Here is a 21,371-nt window from a genome sequence, read left to right as displayed (position 1 = left end):
GCATCTCGATTAGCGGCGCGATAGACCGCGACCTACTGGCCGTCCCAGCTCTCGGGCAGCATCGGCAGACGGGCGCCGTCACCGGACTCGTTGCCGGCCAACGTGATCAGGCCCGCCGCTCGCACGTCAGGCTTGGGCAGGGTCCCGGTGAACCCCTCTATCGAGCCACCAGATCCCGACGCCAGGGTCCGGTCGGGCAGGGTAGCCGTGACCACACCGGAACCATCGTCGGCATCGATGAATTCGTACCGGTATCCCGGATCGATGGCCGAGCGCGGACGGCGGCGTAACCGTCCCCGCGCCTGCTCCGACACCATCCCGCGCGCGGCCGCCGCGGCGCTCTGCGCGGCCGGCAGCTCCGTTCTGGTCCGGGTCTGCGCCTTCGAATCCATGCCCAGACCGAGGCCGCCCACCATGTAACCGAAGCCCTCGGCGCCGGTCACCGGGGCCGGGGGCGTGGGCGGCGCCGAGGGTGGCGCAACACTGGCGGCTGCGGTTGTCGGGGTCGACACCACCGAGGTGGCCGGCGCCACCGGGCTGGTCGGCGCCATCGGAGCCATCGCCGGCGCGGCCGAGACCATCGGTGGCTGCACTCCCACGACGGCGGGCTGCGGGGCGGCGACCGGGGCGGGGGCGCTCGCCGGCGCGGCCAGCCCGGCCAACCCCGCCAGACCCGCCAGGCCGGCCAGGCCGCCCAAGCTGTTGATCGACAGGGTCAGGCCGACCTGCAACAGCAGCGGCAGCTCCTGGAGAATGAAGCGCAGCGTCCTGATCGTCCAGTTGATGATCCGAAAGGTCTGCCACGCGATGAAGTAGTTCATCAGCGCCGGGAATGTGGACGGGTTGAGCAGACCCGACGCGTTCTGCTGGAGCCAGGCCGCGGCCTGGGCGTTGCCGTTGAAGAAGTTCCCCAGGTTTTGCAGATACTCCGACGGACTCCAGTTGGGCTGGCCCTGGCCCGGGATCTTCTCGCCGTCGGGCCCGAAGAGCATTTCCCAGATCTCTGCGGGCGTGGGCAACTGGAACGATCCCGTGCCGTTACCGCCGCCCCCGCCGGTCCCACCGCCACCGGTTCCACTTCCGGCTCCGGTGCCGGTTCCGGTTCCGGTACCCGTGCCGGTTCCGGTTCCGGTGCCCGACCCGGTTCCGGTTCCGGTTCCGGACCCAGTCCCGGTGCCGGTTCCACTTCCGCTGCCCGACCCGGCGCCGCTGCCCGACCCGGCGCCGCTGCCCGATCCGGCGCCGCTGGTCATTTGCACGGCTTCGGTCGTGACCTGGTAGGTGGTCATCGTGGTGGCCGCCTGAGTCCACATCCGCGCGTAGTCGGCCTCGTTGAGCGCAATCGGAATCGTGTTGATCCCAAAAAAATTCGTCGCCACCAAGGTCGCGTGCATGGCATGGTTGGCGGCCAGCTCCGGAAGCGTCGGCATCGCGGCCAGCGCCGCCGTGTACGCGGTGGCCACCCCCTGATGCTGGGCGGCCGCCTCGGCGCTCAGCGTCCCCGCCAGCTCCAGCCACGCCAGATACGGTAGGTGTGCGGCGACGTAACTCTCGGCGGTCGGGCCATCCCACACCCCGGCCGATCCGGTCAGCACCGCCGTCAATTCCGTTGCCGCCGACTGATATTGGGCGCTCAAAGACGCCCAGGTTCCCGCGGCCGCGAGTAACGGTCCCGGCCCCGGACCGCTGCTCAGCAACGTCGAATGCACCTCTGGCGGCAGCGCCATGAACACCGGCGCGGTCATCGTCAGCAGCCCGCGAGATACGTGGCCGCGTCCGCCGCATCGCCCGCGGCGTACCCGACGCCGGCCAGGCTCACGCCCAATCCGGCCCGGCCCAACACCTCGACGCCCGTGGCCGCCGCGGCCGTATGTTGGCTGCCCCTACCGCTGAAGACGGCGGCGGCCCCCAGCGATACCGGGTCGGCCGCCGGCGGAACCACAACCGAGACCACCGGCCCGGCGGCCGCATGTGCCGCGGCCAACTGCGCGGTGATCGCGTCCACCGCCGCGCTCGCCGCGGCCAGGCCCTCGGGAACAACTCGTAACGTCATAGCGGCCACTCCTCAGATCGGTTTTTGCCCAACAACGTGCCGGCTACGGTCGGCGGAGGCAGGCAGCCCACACCAAAGGCCACCGCCCAGGCGAGCAGACCGGCTAAGAACCCGAAACCCAGATGCCAGCCGGCCTTCTCGAGCAGCCCATTCGACGCCCAGGTCGACAAATGACCCCCGGCGCGCAGCCCGAACACCGAACTGACCAGTGCGACAAGGTGAATCGGCGCGGCAGCGACCGACAGCAACCACCGCCGCACCCGGACCGCCGGCAGGGAGCCGGCGGCGTACAACAACGCCGCGGCGGCCGCATAGCGACTGCTCCACAGCGGATCGCTCCACCCATGCATCGGCAACGTCGCGATCGACGAGGCCGCCCCGACCGCCAGCACCGTCTCGCGCCGGGCCGTCACCAGCGCCACCGCCACCAACAGGGTCAACCAGACCAGTCCACGGTGTCCGGGCAGGCCCAGTGGGATCCGGATGTCGGTGGAGGCGACGATCGTGGCGACCGCAAGCAGCGGGAAGATCGCCTCGCGGACGGCCATGAAACCGGCCGCGGGTCGTTGCATCACGGTCATCGGGAAAGCATAAATTGTCGACATCTACCCTGCCCCTCATTTGCGGTGTATTCACAGGATAAGATCCGAAAATGCGCAGCCTCACACGCCTGTGTCGGGCAGTTGCGGTCCTGGCCATCAGCGCTGGGGTCGCGGGGTGCGGCGCCTCCGGCACCGACAATCAACTCGTCGTGCAGGACAATCACCGCGTCGTCGATCGCTTCACCATCGCCCGGCTGCAGCAACTCCCCCAGGTGGAGATCGCCACGCCGCAATCGCACGGCGCCCAGGCCCAGAAGGGACCCACCGTGCGCTCGATCCTGAATGCCGCGGGCGCGGCCGGCGCCGGCAAGGTGCGGGTGGAAGGGCGGGACCCGGCCCAGACGCTGATCGCCGCCGAGCTCGACGATCAGACCATCCTCAGCTTCACCAAACGCAACACGCTCAAGCTCACGGGCGCAAAGCTCAGCCGCGATCAATGGGTCCGCGATGTCACCGCCCTGGTGGTCAACCCATGACCGGCGCTGTCGCGCTCGCCAGTGTGGACCTGCTCATCGGCATCGACGACACCGACAACCCCTATACGCCCGGGACCGGCCGTCGCGCCCGGGCCCTGCTTGGGGAGCTGGCAGCGGCGGGCCTCGGCTCGCCCGCCGGCGCGACTCGCCACCAGCTGCTCGTCGACGACCGGATCCCCTACACGTCCCACAATTCGAGCGCATGCCTGGCCTGGCGCAGCGCCGGCGGCGACCCACACGCGGTGCGAGCCGGGATCATCGAACTCGCCGGGCAGTTCTTGGAACGGGTCTGTCCACCCGATGCCGACCCCGGGCTCACCGTCGTCATTCCGGGGGACCTCGACGATGCCGCACGGTTGATCGAGTTCGGTCGCCGCGCCAAACGAGAGGTCTTGCATCCCAGCGAAGCTCGCGAACTTGCCAAGGCGCTCGGGGTGCATTTGTCGGGACACGGAGGCACCCGGGTGGGCATGACCGGCGCCCTGGCGGCAGTCGGCCTGCACCTCTCCGGCAACGACGGCCTGTTCATCACCCTGCCCGGCATCCGTAAGCTGCCCAACCACGCCACCATCGACACCGTTCGCACCCTGACACCGATCGACCTCGCCCGCGACGACATGCATCGCCAACCCGGGCCCGGTGAGGTGATCGATCTGGGCGACTGGGTGCGCCCGGTGCTGCTCGACGGACTGGCCGTGTTGCTTCTCGAGCCACCGCGTCAACACGATAGCGGCGGCAGAACATGGCGAACGGCGCCGCGCGCCGTGGTCAAAAAATACTGAGTGTTTCGACGCACGCGATTCGGGAGACCCTGACTGGAGCCATTGCAGACGTTCAGAGGAGATCCCGGTGGATCAGCACGCCAACCCCGATCCGCCCGCTGAGCCCGAGGACGCCCGAAAAACGACCGAGGAACAGCGCAAACTGCAGGAACGACTCGAGCACCAGAACGAAGACCTGGACGCGCCGGGCTTGCACCAGTCACGGCACAACACCCCCGACGAGAGCACTCGATAGCCTTCACCACGACCTTTGCATCCCAAGCGTTTTCGGCCTGTCGACGCAGCCCATCAGCTTCCGCTGTGCTCGGCGCGATCTCGCCGGTCGTGGGCGAGCGCCGCGGCCGCCACCCATGTCAGCGTCAGCCCGCCGAGGGCCGCCGCGGGAATGGCCCACACGCGTCGGGTCATCAGCGCATCATTGCACTGGCCGACGTAGTCGTCGCCCGACGTGAGAGGCGCGCCGGCGTTGCCCATTTGGCCGGTCGGTTTTTTCTCGGCGCTCGACGCTTGGGTCAGATCAGTGGTGAAGCCACTGCCGCATTTGACTTGCCAGCCGAACTGGTCGTAGGACTCGATGAAGACCGGGAACCGCAGCGCCAGGAGCCCGCCCGCCAAGAACACCAGCGCCGCGAAGACGATGAGCGGTCCGCGGTTGACCATGCGCCTGAGCCCCCTAGGTCATGCAAACATTGGCGAAAAGCAGCACCGGCCATGACACGATCGAGCCGAGGAACGACACCACCAAGTCGACGCCGTGCATGTCGTGCAGATGCGCTGTGTGGGTGCTCGACCAGATCACCCCGACGATCAGGTACGGCGTCCCCAGCAGGATGCCCAGGCCCAGCAATTCGGCGATCGTCAACTGATACTCGAGGACTTTGCGGATCCTGCTGAGCATGAGCATCCCTTTCGCGCGGGCGCTGCCGGGGTCGCGACCGGCCCACACCAAGCGATGAGGACCACCACATTCCGGCGCGCGGACCAGACGCTAGATATGTTAATTCCCATTCGGGGTATTTGGTAGTGCATCGCACCGATCGGGAGCGCTGGGCGACAGCCGTTCCGCGCGCAGATACGCTGCCGGAAAAGCATGTTCACCTCTGCGGATATACTGGTCGCGGCAGATACCGAACCAGCAAGTGTGGTGCTGTTCTCTGGATGGATAGACCTCTCAGCGACGTTGCCAGCCGCCGCCAAGCGCCTCGCGGGATGCCGCGGGCCGTCCCAGCACCGTCACTTCCATCAGACGCCGAACCGTGATGCTGGCCGACTGGCCAGTGTCGGGGTACACGAGTCGCCCGATGTCCACCGCGAGCGCAAACGCGGCGTGCACGGCGTATCGCGCGCGGCCGAGGGTGAGTTCCGGTCTGGCCGCTGCGGCGAGCCGGGCCCATGATTCGACGGTCGAGCGCTGAATGTTGTACAGCAGCACCGCATCCGTGTCGGGCAGGTTGTGCCGCTCGGTGTAGTAGACGCACGCGAGTTCGGGGTTGGCGAACGACCGGGTCACGTAAGCGTCGATGAGCTGCGCGAGCGCCTGCTCCGGATCGTCACCGGTGGCCAGAATGCTGGAGAGGTCACCGGAGAGTTGGTCGGCGGCTCGCCTGTAATAGACCGCCAGGATCGCGGCCTTCCCCGGAAAGTATTGGTAGATGCTGGCAACCGGTATGCCCACCGCCGCGGCGATGTCTTCCATCCCGGTCTCGCGGTAACCACGTTCGTTGAACAGGCGCATCGACTCGTGGAGCAGCAGTTCGTAGCTGCCGGCGGCGCTGGTCAGCGCCGACGTCCGCAGCGGTTCGAAGCCACGCCCGCGCTGCGCCGGCAATTCGGCCATCAACACCGCGGCCGCGACATCGGTGAGCGCCGCCCGGATCTCCGCATTACCGAGGCGCGATCGATGATCGGTAATGCTGCCGATGACGCTGAGCGTGGCCGCCGACAGCGTCCAGCGTTGCCGCGACGTGAGTTTCGGCCGCAGCCTGACCAGCGGCCGCTGCAGGCGCCGGTTGATCAGTTTGATCTGCTCGGCCAGAGCCCGCTGGTCGTCCCCGCGCAGATACCGGCCCTCCCACCGATATAGCCCGCCGGTGGTGCGGTTGACAATCGTGGTGTCGATCAGCGCACGGGTGAGCGCGCTCAGGACTTTTTCGGGATCGGCATCGGCGGGCACGTCGTCGGCGAACGCCGTGGCGTCAACCAGTTGCCGGCCCAACGCCAAGACGACATCGCGGAACAAGTCGTATTTGCCCTGCGAATGCCGGTACAGCGCCGCCGCGGAGATTCCGACCCGCGCCGCGATGTTTTCCATGCTGACCGCGTGGTAGCCCAGCTCGCTGAACGCATCGGTGGCGGCGCGGGCGATCTGGATCTTGCGGTCCTTCGGGCGCCGCTTGACATGATCCGCAGACGAGCGGCTAGCCGATGGCATACAGATCACCGTAGCCGCAGCGGCGGCTGACCGGACGATCGGTAGACGGCCAGGTTAGCGGTGACGGCCAGCAAGGTCGAGCTCCCGTGAACTGATGCGCCGGCGGCTTACTCAGGCGCGCCAGGTTCGCTGGGCCACCCGATAGAAGTTCCCGCCGAGCACGGCTTGGATGTCGCGGCTGTGCCATCCCCGACCCCGGAGGTGTTCGCCGAGTGACAAAAAGCTTTCCGGGGGCATCCATTGGATCGGGCCCCAGCGGGTATAGCTGTCATCGAACAGGTGGGATTGCGCTGTAGTTCGTCGTTGAAATCGGCGGCATCGAAGGAGAAGTCGGTGCTGACGCCGACGTGTTCGATGCCGACGAGGTCGACGGCGTATTCCAGGTGCCGTGTCATCGCATCGAGTGTGGGTGTGTTGGGTCCGAGGAAGATGCCGACACCGGTGATGCCGATGACACCGCCGGTTTGCGCGCAGGCCCGCGCCTGGTCATCGGTGATGTTGCGGGGGTGCTCCCAGAGCGCACGCATGCACGAGTGGCTGTAAATGACTGGGCCGCTGGATACCTCGCACATGTCGAGGCCTCGGCGACGACCGCACGGCCCCAGGCGGTGAGGCCGCCGTCGGTGCGGTCGAGGCAACCGCTGCCGGCGCGGTTGGCGTTGTTGTAGGTCGGCAACATGGTGCGCACTCCCAGGGTCGCCAGGTTGCGCACGTTCTCGAGGTCGTCATCAAGCGGGCGCGAATCTTCCAGGTCGAAGACCACGGCGATGCGTCCGGCCCGGGTCGCCGCATCCACCTCGCCGAGGGTGTCCGCCAAATCCAGGCCGGGATGGGCATCGATCGCGGCCCGATAGTGGTGCAGCAGCGCCACCGCATCGCTGAAGCCGTGCGGTGAATATCCCGCGTTGACCGAAAGCACAGTGCCACCGTCGTATTGGTAACGGGTCGACGGATCGACCTCGGTTGCGGTGTGGAGCGGCAGACAGGTGTGCTGGTCCCAAAGCAGTGTGGTCACGGATGGTCGACTCTCCTTCGACCTCTAGGGGGTTTCGCCTCGAGCGCGGAGTTCACGGTGTGCTCAGCCAGCTGGGCCCAAGGCTTCGGCCCCCGCGGGGACTGGGGCAGGTCGGCCAGCCGACGATGCCACCACCCGACATCCCACCATCGCTCCTGCTTGAAACCCACGCCCGGGAACACCCCCACGGGGGTGAAGCCCAGAGCTTTATGCAAACCGACGCTGGCGGGATTGGGAAGCGTAATAGCCGCATAAGCATTGATATAGCCCTGTGCGACAAGCAGATTGAGCAGCGCAGTGTAGATTCGGCGACCATGTCCTCGGCCGTGAATCGATGCGTCCAGGTACAACGAGACATCAGCGCACCAGCGGTAGGAATCCCGTGGCCGGTGCGGGTTTGCATAGGCGTATCCCTTGACGCTTTCGCCATCGGTGACGACCAGCCAGGGCAACGTCGGCAGCGTGCTGGTCATCCTCGACCGCATCTCCTCGACGCCTGGCGGCACCGCCTCGAAGGAAGCCGCCGTGTCGCGCACATACGGCAGATAGATCTCAGCGATGGCGCCCGCGTCCTCCGGCACCGCCATTCGTACCCTCACGACCACCGAAGGTTAGTCGGACAGCGATGGGTGGTGGCAGCCTTCCGGAAAATAATTTGGTCATTAGCGTTTCGACGATGCCGGTGTTCACTCGGGACGTTAGCGGGCTGCCGGGAATTGGCGCGCATCCTTCCGGAATCGTTCCGCTGCAGTTAACGTGGGACGTCGGCGTAGCTGACCTGTATTGCGAATAGGGAGGGCCAGAAACTGTTTTCCCGTTCGCGCCAGACGCCGGCCACCCCGGCCTGGTTCACTGCCGCACTCGATCAACAGCCCGAGCAGGGTGACGTCGAAGTCGACGGCTGCCGCATACACCTACGCACCTGGGGCGCCGAGGACCAACCCCCGGTGGTGCTGGTCCACGGTGGTGGAGCGCACTCGGGTTGGTGGGACCACGTCGCGCCCTTCTTTTCGCGTACCCACCGGGTGATCGCACTGGATCTGTCCGGGCATGGCGACAGTGGCTCACGCGCCAGCTACGACCTGCAGATCTGGGCAAGCGAAGTGATGGCCGCCGCGGCCGCCGCCGGGCCCGCCGGGCGACCGATCATCGTCGGCCACAGCATGGGCGGTTGGGTCGCTTCCACGGCGGCAATGCACTACAGCCAGCAGATCAACAGCATGCTGGTGATCGACTCGCCGTTGTGGGAGCGTGTGCCGGAGGAAGGGCGCCTACGCCGGCACAAACACACCGAATACCCGACGAGGGACGAGATACTGGCCCGCTTTACGGCCGTACCGTCGCAGGAGTTGATCCTCCCCTACGTCCGCCGGCACATCGCGGCCGAGTCGGTGCGCAAAATCGACGCCGGGTGGGTTTGGAAGTTCGACCCGGCGATATTCGGTGGCGAGTTCCTCGAGCCCCCACCCGCCGACGAGGAGTCGTTGGAGAGCATGCTCGCCGCAATGCGTTGCCGCGTAGGCTATTTGCGTTGCGAAGCCGGACTGGTACCGCCGGCCATGGCCGACCGGATCCGCTCCCTCCTGCAGCTGAGAGGCCCCTTTGTTGAACTGGCCGAAGCCGGTCATCATCCGATGCTGGACCAACCGCTCCCGCTGGTCGCGACGTTGCGCACGCTCCTGGAATTCTGGTCGATCACCTAAGCCCGTGCGCGGCGGGCCAGTTTCGCGGGCTGGTCGATGATCAGGGCCTTACCCTGTTGCCGAATCCAGCCGCGTTGGGTGAAGTCCGATAGCGCTTTGTTGACCGTTTCGCGTGAGGAACCGACGAGTTGAGCGAGCTCTTTTTGGGTGAGGTGATGCTCGACGCGCACCGGCCCCCCGTTGTTGGTACCGAACCGCATTGCCAGATCAAGGATTTGCTTGGCCACCCGGGCGGGCACATCGGTAAAGATCAAGTCGCACAAGGTGTTGTTGGTGTGCCGGAGCCGACGTGCCAGCACCCGCAGTAGCTGCTCGGCGATTTCGGGTCGTTCGACCATCCATGTCCGCAGGGCGTGGCGGTCCATCCTGACGGCTTCCACCTCGGTCAGCGTGATCACCGTCGAGGTTCTCGGGCCCGGATCGAAGAGGGCGAGCTCGCCGAACACGTCGCCGGGGCCCAGCACCGCGAAGACGGTTTCGCGACCGTCCGCTGTCTGATGACGGATCTTCACCGAGCCCGACAAGATCACGAAGAGGTCGTCACCCACCTCGCCTTCGACGAAGACGGTGCGCCTGCGCGGGAAGGTGACGTGCTGCAGGTGGCGAGCCAACGCGGCGACCGCATCAGGTGCAATCCCCTCGAAGATGCCGGCTCGCGCCAAAATATCGTCCACGCCGCCCCTTTCAACGCGTTCTGCACGGCGTTTGCGCGCACTAGGCGCTGCTCCGGTAGGGGGCGTCTCGGCTCGCGTCCTCGACCTTACACCAGGGTTAAATTCCGTAACGCAGCAGGTCGGGAGGCCGACGGCTAGGCGGCCGGCGTCGTGGCGGTCGACGCGATGGTGACTTCGGAATACAGGTTGCCACACGCATCGCAACGGACCTGATACTCGAGCTTGTCGTCGTCGCGCTCAAGAAAACTGTATTGCGCCCAGGCCATGCATCGCGGGCACCGTGCGTGACCGTGTTCCACTGCCATTCGCAACCCCCTACTCGCACAGATGCAGTGGAAGTACCCCGTGCAAAGCTGGTCTAATCACCGATTTGCGGGCCCGCGCCGCGGTGGCGCCCGACGGCTAGTAATTGAGCCCGGAGAACATCACCCGGCCGGGATCGTATTTCTGCCGCACCGCGGTCAGCCGGGAGAGGTTCGGGCCGAAGTAGCGCGCAGGCGGCTGGTTGGCCTCGATGTAGTTCACATAGCCGCCGGCCGAATACTGTTGCACCGCTTGGTGTGCGGTCCCCAGCCAGTTGGTCGCCGCCGCCGGATCGCCGGTTTCGACGTACCACTGCACCAGCGCCGACTGCCGGCGCCACGGAAACGCGGTGGCGCCCGGTGCGACCGTGGCGAGGGCGCCGTCGAGCGCGTGCATGATCGCCAGCATCCGGCCGGCGTTGCGGGGAAAGGCGTTGACCGCCGCGGCGATCCCCTGCGCCACGCCCGCGTTGACGGTGGGGAAGACATCGGATCCGCCGACGTACCCGAGCGGCGACGGGTTGAGGTTCCCGACCGCCAGGTAGTTCACCAGGTCCAGGTAATTGAAGGTGTGGTTCTCGGTGCCGGATGGCTGCAGTCCGACCGCCTGGGTGATGGCGGCCGCCGTGCTGCTTCCGGACCCGGCCGGCGAGGTCGCCATGATCCGGCAATGCGTGCCCATCCCGTCGACGGTGGCGTCGGCCAGCGCCCAGCTGTTTCGGTCGGCGGTGCGCAGCCAGTTCTGCCATCCGACGAGCACCTGCGCGAACGACTCTGGCGGGAAGGTGAGGTTGACGACGTCGACGTCCTTGGTGGGGAACGTGGCGAAGGTCAGCGAGGTCGTCACACCGAAGTTGCCGCCACCGCCGCCGCGCAGCGCCCAGAACAGGTCGGGGTTGCTGGCGGCGGACGCGGTGACCGCCTGGCCGCTGGGCAACACCACCGAAGCCGACGTCAACTGGTCGCAGAGCAGGCCCGCATGCCGGGACTGGGCGCCCAAGCCGCCGCCCAGCGCATGCCCAGCGGCACCCACCGACGGGCAGGTACCCGTCGGGACGCCCCGGCCGGCCGCGGCCAGCGTCCGGTGCATCGTGTACAGGCTGGTGGCCGGCGTCACCGTGACCTGTCCCGTGGCGGCGTCGTAGTGGGCATCCCCGGGCAGTTGGCGCAGGTCGAGCACCATGGTCCCGTTCGCGGTCGACGCGCCGATGTAGGAGTGTCCGCCACTGCGGGGAGCGACCTTGAGGTTGTGGGCGGCGGCGAAAGCCATCGCCTTTTGCACGTCGGCCGCCGACGTCGGGGTGACCACCGCCGCGGGCGTCGACCCGTTGTAGTTGGTGTTGAAAATCTGTTTGGCGCCAGCGAATTGGGGGTTATCCGGAAGTAATACCTTGCCGCCCAAGGCGGTGGAAAGACCTTCCCACCCCGAAGGCCTGGGATCGGCGACTGCCCGCGGTGAGCCGAGTACCGCTCCGGCGGCTAACGCTCCGACGGCGCCCCGCAGAAACGTCTGCCGTGAGATCTCACGCGCCACCGTCGGGCTCCCGGGACTGCCTCATGTCCCGAATTGTCGACCACGAGAATCGCGGTGCCGCATGACATGTCGGCGGTTGACCGAACCGTGCCCGAACCGTTACCCAGCGCCCTTGCCGTTGTCGACCCGATAGACGGCGCCATGGATCGCGGCCGCGGCGTCACTGGCGAGGAAGGCGATCACGTTGGCGACGTCGAGCGGCTGCATCATGCCGCGCGGTGAGGCGGTGCGCATGATGAGGTCGTAGTTCGGATTGTCGGGCGCGCTGAAGTGTTCGATTTGCGGTGTGAGCATGCCGCCCGGGCACACCGCGTTGACGCGCAGGCGATCCGCCGTGTACTCCACGGCCAGCGCCCGGGTAAGGCCGATCAGCCCGTGCTTGGCCGCGCAGTAGCCGGCCGAATACGCCTGGCCCTCGACGCCGGCGATGGAGCTGACGTTGACGATGTTTCCGCCTCGCTCCAGCAGGTGCGGCAGCGCGGCCCGGCAGAGAAAGAAGGGCCCGTTCAGGTTGACCGCGACGTCCTGCTCCCAGTCGTCGTCGGTCATCGACTCCGTCCGGCGCATCTGATGCTTCCCGGCGACGTTGACGAGAATGTCCAATCCACCGAACTCGCGGACGCACTGCGCGATCGCGTCTCTGCAGGCCGGCGCTGAAGCGATGTCCACCGAGGCGTATCCACCGCGCTCCACGCCGGCGAACACGTCGGCCAGGCGCCCGGCATCGCGAGCGATGCCGAAAACCGTTGCGCCCTGCCGGGAGAACAACTTGGCCGTTTCCGCGCCCAACCCCGACGAGACCCCGGTCACCAATGCCACTTTGTCCTGCAGCGCAGTCATGCCGGTTCTCTTCCTTTGTCGCGAGGTCGACGCGGACCAGAGCTAATACGTCGACCGCATCCGCACGACGCTACCCCGCAGAAGTACCAGTGGGGCAATCCGTCTCGGCCCCCGCCTGTCGGAGATGATCCGCTCGAAGCGCAAGCTCTGCTGGAGCCGGCGTGCCGTGACCATCGCGAGCAGGTTGAGCGCCAGCTTGCCCAGCGCGATACGGCTGGTGCGCTTCTTCCAGCTCGGCCGCGCGGAGCCCGCGCGGCGCCCGAAGTAGTAGCCGAGGCAGGTTGCCGTCGCGAGCGCGCAGATTGCCGCGATTACCGTCACGTGATGAGCGTCCTTTGCCGTCGTCGCGGAAAGGTCACGCACCGGCCACACTCCGGCCACCAAGTCGCGCTTCACCGGAATCGCGTAATGGTTGCTTTGCCCGACAACCCTCGACGAAGCCCCTACGATTTGGGTGTGGACGAAATGCCCCACTACACCGGCCCGATAGATCCCGCCAACCGCAACATCTTTGGTGCATGTATGGCGCTGGTCGGTTTGGGGTCGATGATGATCGCGACCCTGTTGCTGCTCACGGCCGAGAGCACTCCCGCTCTGGCGTTCAAACTCGAAGCCGGCTTCCTCCCGCCTTTGTCCGAATCCGCGGTGCAGTCAGCGCGGACCATGATCGTGATCGCGGCCGTGCTGATCGTCCTGTCGACGGCTTCGGCGCTCACCGCGCTTGTCTTTCGCTCGACCATCGCGTGGCGGCTGATCGGTGGCGTAACCCTGCTGGCTCTGTTCGTCGTCGGCCCGTTGCTTTGGGTCTGCTACGACATGGCCTTTTGAAGATGGGCCAGTGAACTCCGTACATCTGTGCTTGCTAGGTCTTGGTCAGCTCGGCGTATCGCGCGATGTGTTGGTCGGTGGTGCCGAACTCGTATTGGATTGCGGTGAGCCGCTTGAAGTAGTGTCCGATCGCCAGTTCCTCGGTCATCCCCATCCCGCCGTGTAGCTGCACGGCTTGCTGGCCGATGAGCCGTGCTGAACGGCCGATGGTGGCCTTGCCGACCGATACCGCACGGGCGCGGGTCGCCTCGTCGGCCTCGAGATTGAGGATCGCCAAATAGACGGCGGCGACGGACTGTTCGAGTTCCATATACATGTCGACCATGCGGTGCTGCAATACCTGGAAGCTCCCGATTGGCTGTCCGAACTGCTTGCGCTGCTTGCAGTAGTCGACGGTGTCCGCCAATACTTTTCGCATGCAGCCGACCGCCTCGGAGCAGATCGCCGCGGTGCCCTCGTCCCGTGCCCGGGCCAGTGATGACCACGCTTGGCCCTCCTCGCCGAGCAAGGCCTGAGGTGGCAGCCGCACATCATGCAATGCGATGTCGGCCGCGCGTCGGTCGTCGATGGTTCGGTACGGGTGAATCTCGATGCCGGCCGCGTCACTCTCGGTGAGAAACAACGAGATTCCGTCGGCGTCCGCCGTGCGGGCGCTGACCAGCAGGTGGGTTGCCAGCGGTGCACCCATGGCCATGACCTTGACACCGTTCAATACCCAGCCGTCACCGTCGCGGCGGCCTAGGGTTGTCACGTCCTGCCAGCGATCGCCCGAGTCCGGTTCCCCGGCAGCCAACGCCACCACGGCGGTGCCGGCGATGATCCCCTTCAGCGCAGCTGTCGCCGCCGGGTCGCCGGTGCGGCGCAACAATCCGCCGGCCACCACGACCGTATCGATGTAGGGTTCGATCACCAGTGCGTGACCGAGCGCCTCCGCGATAACCATGAGTTCAACTGGGCCACCGCCGATTCCACCGACATCTTCGGGCAGGGCGGCGCCCAGGATGCCCAGCTCGGTGGCAAAGCCGCGCCAGATGTCCGGCTGCCAACCGGCACCGGTCTTCGCGGCCGCACGGCTCGTCTCGAGGTTGTATCGCGCGGCGAGAAACTTCGCGAGCTCGTCCCGTAGGAGTTGCTGCTCGTTGGTCAGGTTGAAGTCCATCTACAGTCCCAGTGCGGCTTTGGCGAGAATATTCCGCTGAATTTCGTTGCTGCCGGCGTATATTGAGCCGGCTCGGTCGTTGAAATATCGCAGCGGTGCGACTGCCTGCCACGGCTCGCCGGTCAGGTATCCGCCGGGGGGCGGTTCGAAGTCGGCGATCGGGCCGCCGGGTGCGGTCACGTGCGGCTGGTAGGCCCGGCCCCGCGGTCCGGCCGCCTCCAGTGCGAGTTCGGTGAGTGCCTGGCTGAGTTCGGTGCCCAAGACCTTGAGCATCGACGACGCCACTCCGGGGTTACGGCCTCCGGCCGTCGCGGCGAGCACCCGGTATTCGAGGACCTCTAACACTTCGGCGCGGATACGCGCGTCGGCCAACTTGTGCATGAAGGCATGGTCGTCGGCCAGCCGTCCGTTGTCCGGCCCGGGCTGGCGCTTGGCCGCTTGACCGATTTCCTCGGCCATCACCTGCAGGCCCGGCGCTACCGCACCGCCGCCGCGTTCGAACTCCAAGAGATACTTCGCAACGGTCCAGCCGTTGTCGATGTCGCCGATGATGTTGGCTTTGGGCACCCGTACCTCGTCAAAGAACACCTGGTTTTGGATCTGTTCGCCCGAGGTCATCACCAGCGGCCGAATCGCGATGCCCGGCGAGGCCATGTCGATCAGCACGAAGGTGATGCCCTGCTGCTTCTTGTCCATGCGGGAGGTGCGTACCAGCGCGAACATCCAGTTCGCCTCGGCGGCGTGGGTGGTCCAGATCTTGCTGCCGGTGCAAACCAGATCGTCGCCGTCTGCCACGGCGGCCATCGACAGCGCGGCCAGATCCGAGCCGGCTTCGGGCTCGGAGTATCCCTGGCAAAAGAAGACCTCGCCGGTCAATATGCGGGGCAGGAAGTAGTCTTTCTGCGCATCGGTGCCGTACTTGATGATCGCGTGCGCGACCATTCGAATCCCCATCGGCGACAACGACGGCGCACCCGCGAGTGTCGATTCGCGGGTGAAGATGTAGTGCTGTGTGAGGCTCCAGTCGCAACCGCCGTGTTCGACCGGCCAGGCAGGCGCGGCCCAGCCCCGCTCGTGCAGGATCGCCTGCCACGCCATGCTCGCGTGGTGCTCGGCGTAGACGCTGGTCATCAAGCGTCCGGCACGCCGCAGCTCGGGGGTCAGCTTCTGGTCGAGAAAGGTCCGGACCTCATCTTGAAATGCACGGTCTTCTTTCGACCACAGCAGATCCATGAATTTCCCCGGCAGTGAGTTGTATCAGGCTAGTGTCCGCGTGAGTCTAGCTCTCGCCGCACCCGCGGAGGCCGTGGGCTCGGGTCCGTTCAAACCGTGCGCGACGTGTGGGAGGGTGGGCAGAATGGGCCGACCCCGCGATTTCACAGAAAGCACTGTGAGGTGAGCTCAGTGGTGCCGATACCCAACGCCGGACCGATCGAAGCCCCCGGCGCCTCAATCCATCTGGCGGTCGTCGACGCTGACGTTGTCGATCTGGCTGTCGCGACATGATCGACACCGCCGCGCTGCAATCGTGGATGGATGAGCGCGGGCTCGGCGCGGGCCCGCTGCGCGGCGTGCGGGGCATCGCCGGCGGAAGCCAGAACATCATGGCCCGCTTCGAGCGCGACGGACGCGAGTACGTACTGCGCAGAGGCCCCCTGCATCCCCGGCCGTACAGCAACACCGCGATCCTGCGCGAGACCCGGGTGCTGGCCGCCCTGGCGGCCACCGACGTGCCGCACCCGCGACTGATTCAGGCGTGCGACGACCCCGCCGTCCTGGGCGGGTCGGTGTTCTATCTGATGGATCCCATCGACGGATTCAACGCCAGCGTCGAACTACCTCCGCTGCACGCCGGGAGCGAAAGCGTGCGCCGTGGCATGGCTTTCGCGCTCGTTGACGCGCTGGCCGCCCTGGGCGCCGTGGACCATATCGAGGTCGGATTGGCGGATTTCGGCAAACCCGACGGATTTCTGGAACGGCAGGTCCCGCGCTGGCGTGCCGAACTGGACTCCTACCACTCGCCGACGTTCACGCCGCAGATCCCAGATGTCTCCGCCGTCGCGGACTGGTTGACCGCGCGACAACCAGCCCGCTGGACGCCCGGCATCATGCACGGCGACTACCACGCTGCGAACGTGATGTTCGCTCGCACCGGCGACACCGTGGCCGCGATCGTCGACTGGGAAATGGCGACCATCGGGGATCCGCTTCTCGACCTGGGCTGGTTGCTGGCGTCCTGGCGGCTACCCGACGTCGAAGGCGTGTTCGGCGGTCCGTTCGCGCGGTCTGCGAACCTACCCACCACTGCTGAACTCGCGCATCGGTACAGCCAACAGACGTGCCGTGATATGACCCACCTGCGCTGGTACACCGTCCTGGCCTGCTTCAAGCTCGGCATCCTCCTGGAGGGAACTTGGGCGCGGGCGCACGCCGGTAAGGCCCCGATGGAAGTCGGCGAACAACTGCACAACACGACCCTGCGTCTTTTCGAGCGCGCAACCGCACTGCTGGAGGAATCCTCATGATCGACTTCACCATTCCCGATGCGACCGCGGCCCTGGCCGCCGAGATCCGTCAGTTCGTGATCGACGACATCGTCCCGTTCGAGAGGGATCCGCGGCTGACCCAACACGGACCCACCGACGAGTTGCGGTCCGAGATGGTCGAGCTTGCGCGCAACCGGGGTCTGCTGAGTTTCCAAGCGCCGCTGCGGTTTGGGGGACGCGAGCCCTCACACGTCGACCAAGCGGTTCTCTACGAGGCGGCCGGCTGGTCCACGCTCGGTCCCGTGGCGCTGAACTGTGCTGCCCCCGACGAGGGCAACATGTACCTCTTGGCCAAGATCGCCAACGACCAACAAACCGAAAGTTTTCTGCGCCCGGTGATCGATGGGCACCAACGCTCGGTGTTCGCCATGACCGAACCCGACGGCGCCGGCTCCGATCCCGGACAACTCAAAACTACCGCGGACTTCGACGGAACCCAGTACCTCATCAACGGCCTCAAATGGCTCATCACCGGCGCGGCGGGCGCCAAGACCTGGATCATCATGGCCAACGTCACGGACAACCCGCACGGTGCCAGCGGCCCGACGCTGTTCCTCTGCGAGGGCGATACCCTTGGCATCGAGATCGAACGCATCATGGACACGATGGACCGCAACTATGTCGCAGGCCACGGCGTCGTCCGACTCAACAACGTCGCGCTCCCCGCGTCCAGCGTGCTCGGCGAAGTCGGACAAGCCTTGCGCTACGCGCAGTTACGGCTCGCTCCGGCCCGATTAACGCACTGCATGCGTTGGCTGGGCGCTGCCGAACGCGCCCAAGCGATCGCGATCGACCATGCGCGCGTCCGTCAAGCCTTCGGCAAGCCGATCGGAGAGCACCAAGGCGTGTCGTTCATGCTGGCCGACAACGCAATTGCGCTGCAGAATTGCCGCCTGGCGATCTGGTGGGCGTGCTGGATGCTCGACCAAGGCGCCAAAGGGCGCCATGAAAGTTCCATGGTCAAGGCAACGGTGTCCGAGCAGCTCTACCAAGTGGCCGACCGCTGCGTGCAAGTTCTCGGCGGCATTGGCATCTCCGATGAAACCCCGGTGGCCATGATCTTCCGCGACATGCGCGCCTTCCGGCTGTACGACGGGCCCACCGAGGTCCACAAGTACGCAATCGCACGAAAGCTTTTGAGCCACAACGGGAGCCGCTCGTAGGGATTGCGATGGACAGCCCGGTACGTGCGTCAGTCAGTCAGTCGAAGTGTCGATCGACGTCCATCCGTTGGTGAAGTACGCGCACCACATCGATCACATCGCCGCGGGCGATCCGGTAGTACAGTGTGTGCGCCCCGGCGGCGTGCTTCCGGTACCCGGGCCGGATTTCGTCGCAGGCCTGTCCGATCGACGGATTGTCGACCCGCTCGACGGCATACTGGATTTCACGCACATATTCTTCGGCTTGATCGTCATCCCAGCGCTCACGGATGCAGTCCCAGATGTTCCAAGTCGGCATGTGCGGTAGGTGAAAGTACATACCGGTTCATCGGTGGCGAGGGTTTTCGCCTCGCTCGCGTGCAACGAATTCATCGAAGTCGAATAGTCTCGACTCGCCACTTTGTTCGCCAGTAACCAGTGCCTGGCGCAATGCGCCCAATCGGGTCTCACGATGCTCGAACAACCGCAGAGCGGAGCGCACGACATCGCTGGCCGACCGGTAACGGCCCGACGCGACCTCCTGCTCGGTGAACGCGCGGTGATGGTCATCGAGGCTAGATGACGTGTTCCTAACACACCGAGGATACGAACTATTGGTATCTGCGGTCAGGGCACTCGTTCAGACGGCAGCGTGACACGGGTGCCGGCGCGCACTAGCCCGCGATCGCATCCCGCATATCGAGAACGGCCATATCCGCCGCTGCGCGCCCCGCTCCCCAGCCGGCAACATCGGACGCTGATACCGAGCGAGGCGTCACCGATGGGAACATTCGATCGGTAAGCTCATCGGCCGCCCGACTGTTAGCCGCCAGCACGGGAAGTAGTCGACCGTCCCGCTGGACCTCCGCTGTGACCGATGCGCTGGCGCTGTCCAGCCGTTCGCCGATGCGCTGGGCATAGGCGACGAGGAACGCTTGGCGGAATGATCTGGTTCGTGTGTGCCTATTGCTGCTCTGACGACGCCCGGCATTGAGCATGGCCCGGTTGGCTTGGACGAGCAGCGAAGTGGTGAGCAACTCGACCAGAGCGAGGTCGGTTTCGCAGCCGACGACGGTAACGAACCCGAGGCGCTCTGCCCACACTGCGCGACAACGATTGGCGTGGCTCACGGCTTGCACCAGCGTTGCCTTGGCGGTGGCGTAGGGGTTCTCGATCCAGATCCGTCGCGCGGCTGCCACCGGCACCTCGCCGCGGTCGTGGTGCGTCAGCGCTTCTTGTAACGAATAGCGACTCATCAGGTCTTGGGCCTTGGCCGAAAGGGCCTCCGCTTCGTCGGTGAACTCGGTGGCTTCAGCCTTCGCCAGCAGAGCGCGCACCTTGCCGAGAGCCTTCTCGTCGACCCCGTTTACCGTCGCCGGCGTGTGCCGATGCGCCCCGGGCAGCGGCAGAATCTCCTCGAGCACGGGCAGTCTGCCGAGGAGATTCAACAGTTTCAGGACGACGGTCAGAGCCATGCGCTGGCCGACCGCGTTCGACTCCGCCCAGCGCCACATCTGTGGCGTTTGTGCATGGACATCGACCGCCGCCGAAAGCGCGACGATCTGGGCATGCCAATTCGGATGCAGCGTCGCGACCGCATACCGCCGAGACTCCCGCACGATGGCCTCATCGAGGTAGCGGACCTCGGCCGCCTGCAGCTTGCGGCGTGCGACCTCGTGCACATCGGACGGCAACCAGCCGTGCTCCCACGCCGCTCTGATGGCCTCGTTCATGGCGAGGTCGGCCGCGACGTCCAAGTCGCGCGGGAACGTCCGGTACTCCTCGAGTAGTTCGGCGGCGTGCCGCGGCGCGTGATCGCCGGGACACGAAGCGGCCGTGCTCAACGCCACGACGAGGCGCTCAAGGAGCAGCACCCGGTCCGGCCCCGTGTCGAAGCCGATGCGCTCTCGCTCGGTGGCCGCCCGGCGTCGACTCCTGTGTTTGGCCGCACGCTTCTCGCGGTTGCGTTTGCTCATGTACCGGATTCTTGCGAAGGGGTCCGACAATATTGCGGCAGGCGCGCCGCGTACGCCGTCCATGACGGAGGTGCGCGTCCAACTGGACCGACAGCCTCCGTCGACGCTCTCACCCTGCTCGCACAGTGCGTCGGTCAGCACGTCACACAGGTCGCCGATGGAGCCGGCCCTGTCCTGCACGCGTTTGCGGGTGAACCCCGCGTTGGCCAACTTGCGTCGACGCAGAATGGGGATCGTCGATATCGATCATCGTCGGCACCGGTTGGACGTGATCGCCGCGGATCCCGCCGGCGTTAGAGAACGAACGCCTACTACTGCTACCGCCGTCACCGCGCCATGTTGGCAAACCGCGACAAATGCAGCTGGTGCGCGACGGTGACAGTCTTGGTCGGGCCGTTGCGGTGTTTGGCGAGAATGAAATCCGCCTCTCCCCCGCGCGGGTCGTCGCGTTCGAACGCGTCCGGCCGGTTCAACAGGATCACCATGTCCGCATCCTGCTCCAATGAGTTGTGCACGCTGATGCCGTTGGCGACGAAATTATGTGTACCGCTTACGGTCCCATCGTAGACGTCTTGTTCCCCAAGGCTTGCAATCTCGACAACCGTGTCCCAATACACATCGCTGGTTGCCAACGTATGAATTTCACGGTCATCGATTAACGCCGCAGCACGATGCAGCCTGGACCGACTCGGCGAATGCTTCCACATCGTCGATCCGCAGAACTGGATTCCCATCACCGATGCGAACTGACGATGGGTTATCTCCCTGACAGACAGAACATTTCGGACCCGCTTCCAGACCTCTCGGGGCACGGTGTCCAGGTTTGGGTCGCGGACCAAACCCTCCAGCTGAGCCAGGACCTGCTGCGCGGCCACCGCTTTCGCGCCGTACAGTCCGACATGCTGAAGGAACCGGACTTGATTCTGCGCCCCGTAGATATGCAGATGCCACGAGTCGCGGTAACCAACCTTTTGGGCACGCTTGATCCGAGCAAATACGCCCACTCGCAACAGCAATTGCGCTACATCGTCGATGAGCCGTCGACTGGTTGACGCATAGAAGATCCGCCCCTGACCAACCTTGGCATCCCACCGAACCGAGCCATCCGTCGCCCACAGGTGGCGCAGGAACAGCGCCACCTGGTCGTTGGGTGCACGGAAAACGGTTTCCGGCACATACTTCTCGTAACTGCGCTTTCCGAACAGGCCCAACCCGTCGAGCCAGGCTGCGATCGGATTCCGCTTGCCATGGGTCAAGCGCTCCGGCGCCGGCAGTCGCAGCGTCGTGACTCGCGCCGCCGGATACTCG

General features: G+C 65.9%; 24 protein-coding genes and 3 pseudogenes. 7 read left to right on the top strand and 20 right to left on the bottom strand.

What is annotated here, in order from left to right; genetic code table 11:
- Nucleotides 1-32: 32 nt before the first annotated feature.
- The 3 genes from Q0W90_RS14550 to Q0W90_RS14540 are packed head-to-tail and all read right to left on the bottom strand — an operon-like array spanning nucleotide 33 to nucleotide 2,634.
- A complete protein-coding gene (locus Q0W90_RS14550) occupies nucleotides 33-1,745 on the bottom strand; it encodes a PPE family protein (RefSeq protein WP_297774964.1) in 1,713 nt (570 codons plus the stop codon).
- A gap of 2 nt (nucleotides 1,746-1,747) precedes the next feature.
- Entirely contained in the window at nucleotides 1,748-2,053 is a 306-nt protein-coding gene (locus Q0W90_RS14545; protein ID WP_297593196.1) for a PE domain-containing protein, read from the bottom strand.
- A complete protein-coding gene (locus Q0W90_RS14540) occupies nucleotides 2,050-2,634 on the bottom strand; it encodes a hypothetical protein (RefSeq protein ID WP_297593194.1) in 585 nt (194 codons plus the stop codon). Before Q0W90_RS14540 ends, Q0W90_RS14545 begins: the two co-directional genes overlap by 4 nt.
- 71 nt (nucleotides 2,635-2,705) lie before the next feature.
- Between Q0W90_RS14540 and Q0W90_RS14535 the strand changes: the two genes are divergently transcribed.
- The 3 genes from Q0W90_RS14535 (at nucleotide 2,706) to Q0W90_RS14525 (ending at nucleotide 4,148) form a co-directional block, all read left to right on the top strand.
- On the top strand, nucleotides 2,706-3,131 hold the full coding sequence (locus Q0W90_RS14535; protein ID WP_297593192.1) for a hypothetical protein: 426 nt from the start codon (nucleotides 2,706-2,708) through the stop codon (nucleotides 3,129-3,131).
- Nucleotides 3,128-3,913, top strand: coding sequence for a hypothetical protein (locus Q0W90_RS14530; RefSeq protein WP_297700192.1), 786 nt, complete (start codon nucleotides 3,128-3,130; stop codon nucleotides 3,911-3,913). Before Q0W90_RS14535 ends, Q0W90_RS14530 begins: the two co-directional genes overlap by 4 nt.
- A gap of 67 nt (nucleotides 3,914-3,980) precedes the next feature.
- Nucleotides 3,981-4,148 carry a hypothetical protein gene (locus tag Q0W90_RS14525; RefSeq protein ID WP_297593188.1) on the top strand — a complete coding sequence of 56 codons (168 nt, stop codon included), beginning with the start codon at nucleotides 3,981-3,983 and terminating at the stop codon, nucleotides 4,146-4,148.
- A 53-nt stretch (nucleotides 4,149-4,201) separates the two neighbouring features.
- On the opposite strand, the gene Q0W90_RS14520 is transcribed toward Q0W90_RS14525, so the two are convergent.
- From Q0W90_RS14520 to Q0W90_RS14500, 5 genes and pseudogenes are all read right to left on the bottom strand, one after another.
- A complete protein-coding gene (locus Q0W90_RS14520) occupies nucleotides 4,202-4,573 on the bottom strand; it encodes a hypothetical protein (RefSeq protein WP_297593186.1) in 372 nt (123 codons plus the stop codon).
- 13 nt (nucleotides 4,574-4,586) lie between these two features.
- On the bottom strand, nucleotides 4,587-4,811 hold the full coding sequence (locus tag Q0W90_RS14515) for a hypothetical protein (protein WP_297593184.1): 225 nt from the start codon (nucleotides 4,809-4,811) through the stop codon (nucleotides 4,587-4,589).
- A gap of 273 nt (nucleotides 4,812-5,084) precedes the next feature.
- The gene (locus Q0W90_RS14510) at nucleotides 5,085-6,344 is read right to left on the bottom strand and encodes a TetR/AcrR family transcriptional regulator (RefSeq protein WP_297593182.1); all 1,260 of its coding nucleotides are present in this window, start codon (nucleotides 6,342-6,344) and stop codon (nucleotides 5,085-5,087) included.
- Nucleotides 6,345-6,455: 111 nt separating this feature from the next.
- Nucleotides 6,456-7,359, bottom strand: a pseudogene (locus tag Q0W90_RS14505) (membrane dipeptidase).
- On the bottom strand, nucleotides 7,356-7,946 hold the full coding sequence (locus Q0W90_RS14500) for a GNAT family N-acetyltransferase (RefSeq protein WP_297795626.1): 591 nt from the start codon (nucleotides 7,944-7,946) through the stop codon (nucleotides 7,356-7,358). Before Q0W90_RS14500 ends, Q0W90_RS14505 begins: the two are co-directional and overlap by 4 nt.
- Before the next feature lie 360 nt (nucleotides 7,947-8,306).
- On the opposite strand from Q0W90_RS14500, the gene Q0W90_RS14495 reads away from it, so the two are divergent.
- Nucleotides 8,307-9,062, top strand: coding sequence for an alpha/beta hydrolase (locus Q0W90_RS14495; RefSeq protein WP_297593178.1), 756 nt, complete (start codon nucleotides 8,307-8,309; stop codon nucleotides 9,060-9,062).
- On the opposite strand, the gene Q0W90_RS14490 is transcribed toward Q0W90_RS14495, so the two are convergent.
- The 5 genes from Q0W90_RS14490 to Q0W90_RS14470 all read right to left on the bottom strand — a co-directional run bounded on the left by Q0W90_RS14490 (nucleotide 9,059) and on the right by Q0W90_RS14470 (nucleotide 12,733).
- A complete protein-coding gene (locus Q0W90_RS14490; protein WP_297593176.1) occupies nucleotides 9,059-9,736 on the bottom strand; it encodes a Crp/Fnr family transcriptional regulator in 678 nt (225 codons plus the stop codon). The genes Q0W90_RS14495 and Q0W90_RS14490 overlap by 4 nt on opposite strands.
- A gap of 134 nt (nucleotides 9,737-9,870) precedes the next feature.
- Nucleotides 9,871-10,002: a hypothetical protein gene (locus Q0W90_RS14485; RefSeq protein WP_297593174.1), complete on the bottom strand. Its 132-nt coding sequence runs from the start codon at nucleotides 10,000-10,002 to the stop codon at nucleotides 9,871-9,873.
- Nucleotides 10,003-10,138: 136 nt separating this feature from the next.
- Nucleotides 10,139-11,572: an FAD-binding oxidoreductase gene (locus Q0W90_RS14480; protein ID WP_297593172.1), complete on the bottom strand. Its 1,434-nt coding sequence runs from the start codon at nucleotides 11,570-11,572 to the stop codon at nucleotides 10,139-10,141.
- Nucleotides 11,573-11,671: 99 nt separating this feature from the next.
- The gene (locus tag Q0W90_RS14475; RefSeq protein WP_297593170.1) at nucleotides 11,672-12,412 is read right to left on the bottom strand and encodes an SDR family oxidoreductase; all 741 of its coding nucleotides are present in this window, start codon (nucleotides 12,410-12,412) and stop codon (nucleotides 11,672-11,674) included.
- Nucleotides 12,413-12,454: 42 nt separating this feature from the next.
- Entirely contained in the window at nucleotides 12,455-12,733 is a 279-nt protein-coding gene (locus Q0W90_RS14470) for a hypothetical protein (protein ID WP_363319578.1), read from the bottom strand.
- A gap of 144 nt (nucleotides 12,734-12,877) precedes the next feature.
- Between Q0W90_RS14470 and Q0W90_RS14465 the strand changes: the two genes are divergently transcribed.
- Nucleotides 12,878-13,240 carry a hypothetical protein gene (locus Q0W90_RS14465; RefSeq protein WP_297699961.1) on the top strand — a complete coding sequence of 121 codons (363 nt, stop codon included), beginning with the start codon at nucleotides 12,878-12,880 and terminating at the stop codon, nucleotides 13,238-13,240.
- Between the two features lie 34 nt (nucleotides 13,241-13,274).
- On the opposite strand, the gene Q0W90_RS14460 is transcribed toward Q0W90_RS14465, so the two are convergent.
- The gene (locus Q0W90_RS14460; protein ID WP_297593164.1) at nucleotides 13,275-14,399 is read right to left on the bottom strand and encodes an acyl-CoA dehydrogenase family protein; all 1,125 of its coding nucleotides are present in this window, start codon (nucleotides 14,397-14,399) and stop codon (nucleotides 13,275-13,277) included.
- Nucleotides 14,400-15,632: an acyl-CoA dehydrogenase family protein gene (locus tag Q0W90_RS14455; protein WP_297774959.1), complete on the bottom strand. Its 1,233-nt coding sequence runs from the start codon at nucleotides 15,630-15,632 to the stop codon at nucleotides 14,400-14,402.
- Between the two features lie 269 nt (nucleotides 15,633-15,901).
- Between Q0W90_RS14455 and Q0W90_RS14450 the strand changes: the two genes are divergently transcribed.
- Nucleotides 15,902-16,924, top strand: coding sequence for a phosphotransferase family protein (locus Q0W90_RS14450; RefSeq protein ID WP_297593160.1), 1,023 nt, complete (start codon nucleotides 15,902-15,904; stop codon nucleotides 16,922-16,924).
- The gene (locus tag Q0W90_RS14445; RefSeq protein WP_297593158.1) at nucleotides 16,921-18,108 is read left to right on the top strand and encodes an acyl-CoA dehydrogenase family protein; all 1,188 of its coding nucleotides are present in this window, start codon (nucleotides 16,921-16,923) and stop codon (nucleotides 18,106-18,108) included. The genes Q0W90_RS14450 and Q0W90_RS14445 overlap by 4 nt, the downstream gene beginning before the upstream one ends.
- A gap of 37 nt (nucleotides 18,109-18,145) precedes the next feature.
- On the opposite strand, the pseudogene Q0W90_RS14440 reads toward Q0W90_RS14445, so the two are convergent.
- The 5 genes and pseudogenes from Q0W90_RS14440 to Q0W90_RS14420 form a co-directional block, all read right to left on the bottom strand.
- Nucleotides 18,146-18,437: pseudogene (locus Q0W90_RS14440) on the bottom strand (type II toxin-antitoxin system RelE/ParE family toxin).
- Nucleotides 18,434-18,718: a type II toxin-antitoxin system ParD family antitoxin gene (locus tag Q0W90_RS14435; protein WP_297593304.1), complete on the bottom strand. Its 285-nt coding sequence runs from the start codon at nucleotides 18,716-18,718 to the stop codon at nucleotides 18,434-18,436. The pseudogene Q0W90_RS14440 and the gene Q0W90_RS14435 overlap by 4 nt, the downstream one beginning before the upstream one ends.
- 43 nt (nucleotides 18,719-18,761) lie before the next feature.
- Nucleotides 18,762-20,126 carry a DUF2786 domain-containing protein gene (locus Q0W90_RS14430; protein WP_366096089.1) on the bottom strand — a complete coding sequence of 455 codons (1,365 nt, stop codon included), beginning with the start codon at nucleotides 20,124-20,126 and terminating at the stop codon, nucleotides 18,762-18,764.
- A gap of 45 nt (nucleotides 20,127-20,171) precedes the next feature.
- A pseudogene (locus Q0W90_RS14425) lies at nucleotides 20,172-20,364 on the bottom strand (cytochrome P450); the annotation flags it as partial.
- 25 nt (nucleotides 20,365-20,389) lie between these two features.
- On the bottom strand, nucleotides 20,390-21,371 hold a 982-nt coding region (locus Q0W90_RS14420), incomplete at its 5' end, for an LAGLIDADG family homing endonuclease (protein WP_297774956.1).

This window comes from Mycobacterium sp. (assembly GCF_025933915.1).
In the GTDB taxonomy this organism is placed as follows: domain Bacteria; phylum Actinomycetota; class Actinomycetes; order Mycobacteriales; family Mycobacteriaceae; genus Mycobacterium.
Note: the sequence above shows the minus strand (reverse complement) of the source record. Positions and strands in the feature narration are given on the sequence as shown.